General features: G+C 36.4%; 3 protein-coding genes. 1 reads left to right on the forward strand and 2 read right to left on the reverse strand.

The annotated features are described in order from the left end of the window. Positions 1–191: 191 nt before the first annotated feature. Both AC06OU_RS16905 and AC06OU_RS16910 read right to left on the reverse strand, forming a co-directional pair. Positions 192–1,418, reverse strand: coding sequence for a hypothetical protein (locus tag AC06OU_RS16905; RefSeq protein ID WP_475857326.1), 1,227 nt, complete (start codon positions 1,416–1,418; stop codon positions 192–194). Beyond that, on the reverse strand, positions 1,408–1,965 hold the full coding sequence (locus AC06OU_RS16910; RefSeq protein ID WP_475857328.1) for an RNA polymerase sigma factor: 558 nt from the start codon (positions 1,963–1,965) through the stop codon (positions 1,408–1,410). The genes AC06OU_RS16905 and AC06OU_RS16910 overlap by 11 nt, the downstream gene beginning before the upstream one ends. Before the next feature lie 193 nt (positions 1,966–2,158). On the opposite strand from AC06OU_RS16910, the gene AC06OU_RS16915 reads away from it, so the two are divergent. Further along, on the forward strand, positions 2,159–3,095 hold a 937-nt coding region (locus AC06OU_RS16915), incomplete at its 3' end, for a sodium-dependent transporter (RefSeq protein WP_475857330.1).

Raw genomic sequence — 3,095 nt, forward strand, 5'->3', positions numbered from 1 at the left:
GTCCTACTTTCTTATATACGATATTGTCATGTTAAATTATAACATATCAGAAAGTATATGACCAAAATTCACGGGAGGGCCATGGAAAGGACGACTACAATTTATGCACAAGTAAATTTGTAGCCTTAGCAGCTTAATACACTTTTGCTTGTAGGTTCCTTTACCGCATAAGTCATTTTCCATTTATACTGCTATTCAACAAATTGCTCCAAATCCCCATTACCTTCTAAGTGAAGAGCATCCTCAATATCTCCATGATCTAATGCGTCCCAGCTTTCTGATTCTGTCCAACCATTGCTTTCAAATTCATTCACTATTGGCTTTAATAAAAACTGTATGATATTAGAGCTACTAGATTCATTAACGACATCACTCCAAATATCTTGATATTCTTTTTTAACTACGCCCTTATCAAACACAGTGTTATCGGTAGTCCCCTTTGTCACTGCATAAAATAATTCTGTGTAGTACATTTTCAACAAATCCTTATGCATATATAAATCTGAACTACTAGGTAGAAATTCGTCAAGATACATTAAAGTAGCTACCGAGTCATCCAAGCTGTAGGTTAATTCACCTGCATAAGTAAAAGGCTCTTTTTCAAGAATGTAGCTGTATCCAATAAATGAGGGAGCTAATAAATTCTTTAAATCGGCTAACTGCTCTTCTTTCATTTTATATTGTAAATTTAATGCAGAACCTGGGTAAAGATTTTCTCGCTTCAGCGCTTCCAATTGCTCATCTGTAATATGACCCTTTTCCCCAAAATATGTTCTCAATTCTTTTAGCCTACTAGAATAAGTATTAAAAAATTCAGCTGTATCCTCTTCTGATAACTCTTGACCATTATCTATTACTTCCTGGATCATTTCTGATGGAAGATATAGAGATCGGATTAAGTCATCATATATTAAATTTAGTGAACTTTCATTAGTTAAGGAAGAGACTTTATTAAATAACGATAAGCCAGTTTCTGTTGTATATAGTTTATAGGTTGAATCCGCACTTCGAACAAATGGTAACTTTGAAAATTCTTCTTCCGTAAGATGTAACATTTCTCTTCGCTTTTCTCGTTCTTTCTCGTAGTTGTTTTTTAGTCTTTCAATGAACTCTTGAGAAGCATCTGCTAATTGAATATTCTCCTCCTCATCATTACTTACTAAAGGATTTGCATTAGAAGGCTGTTTTTCATCCTGAAAGCTTGCTCCTATGATTCCGAAGACAAGTACTGCTGCAGCGCTAACTAACCAAACCGTAACTCGTTGCCAATTCATTTTCTTTTGTTTGACCTGAGTTAGTTCATTTGATTTGTCTTTATCTATTTTTTTTAATATATCATCGGAATCGATAGTTGAAGGTAGTCGATCATAGGATGATTTTAAAAGAGCTAATCGGTCTTCTAATTTTTTATCGTCCATGGTTTTCACCTCCACTAATTTGTAAGGCATTCTTCAAATGGCCCTTCGCTCTTAATAATCGAATTTTAATAGTGGACAATGGTACATTAAGTACCTCTGACATTTGTTCGTAGGACAAGTCATGGAAATAGAAAAGGATAATAGGGTGTCGATATTTTTCATCTAATAACTGTATTGCCTCATGAAGCTCTCGATCTTCTTCAAATACCAAAACCTTTTCCTCGGCAGATTTCATTATGTAACTTTCTTGTGAATTGCTCTGAAGTTTCACTTCTTTTTGCGCTTCCCTTGTTTCCTTGCGATAATAGTCTCTCGTTGCATTTAATGTAATTTTATATAACCAAGTCGTAAATCGTTCTTTTTGGAATTGGTGTAGGAAACGGTAAAGCTTTACAAACACTTCCTGTGTGACATCAGGTATATCTTGCACTCGCACGCCACATTGAAAAGCAAATTTTTCTACGGTTCGGTGATGTAAGCGAATGAGCTCCCCATATGCTAGTTGATCGCCCTGCTGTGCACGTTCGATCAAATCGTTCTCAACCATTGCTCCCCCTCGCTCTCTCTTTTGCTATAGGTGTAACGTAAGATCACCTCTAATTGTTACACTTATCTTTTAATTTTTAAATAGCTTGTATATCGTAACGAGTTTCAGTTTAATATAAGTTACCATTTATTTTTTAGAGGCAAAATAGTATACTATCACTTTAAAGCGTTAAAGTACCGAAGGAGGAATACATATGAATACTCGAGATCGTTTCGGGTCAAAAATCGGCTTCATATTGGCTGCGGCCGGAAGTGCTATTGGTTTAGGTGCGATATGGAAATTTCCATACATGGCAGGAACGAACGGCGGAGGCGTCTTTGTTTTACTTTTTATCCTGTGTACTCTTCTAATAGGGTTACCGATTTTACTAGCTGAATTTATCATTGGGAGAAAGGGACAGGCAGACGCAGTAACGGGTTTTAAAAAACTGGCTCCTAACAAGCCTTGGTTTTTAATTGGCTGGTCTGGCTTCTTCTTTTCGTTTATCATACTCTCGTTTTACAGTGTAGTCGGCGGTTGGATTTTATCTTACATAATCCGTTCTATTACACTTAGCCTAAACGGAAGCACAGATAATTTTTATGAGAACTTATTTAATACAGTTATCTCAAATCCATGGGAAGTATTAATTGGCCAGGGAGCTTTTATCTTTTTAACTATCTGGATCGTTCAAGGTGGGATTAAAGGTGGAATCGAAAAAGCTAGTAAGTGGATGGTGCCCTTATTACTCATTTTCTTTGTCGTATTAGCTATACGTTCGTTAACTCTGGATGGAGCGATAGAAGGTGTTAAGTTTTTAGTGATTCCCGATTGGTCTTACTTTACTTGGGAAACAGCACTGCTCGCACTGGGACAGGCATTCTTTTCATTAAGCGTCGGTGTTTCTGGAATGATTACTTACGCATCTTACCTTCCGAAGGAAACGAAGCTAGGCAGTTCTGCTTTAAGTGTTTCCGTGCTGAATATTGGTATTTCGATTATGGCCGGTCTAGTTATTTTCCCTGCAGTGTTTGCATTAGGATTCTCTCCAGATGCAGGACCAGGTCTAGTTTTCATCATTTTACCTGCAGTATTTGAACAAATTATTTTTGGTCAGTTCTTCTTGATCATATTCTTTATACTTTTACTTT

The organism is Psychrobacillus sp. (genome assembly GCF_056205495.1).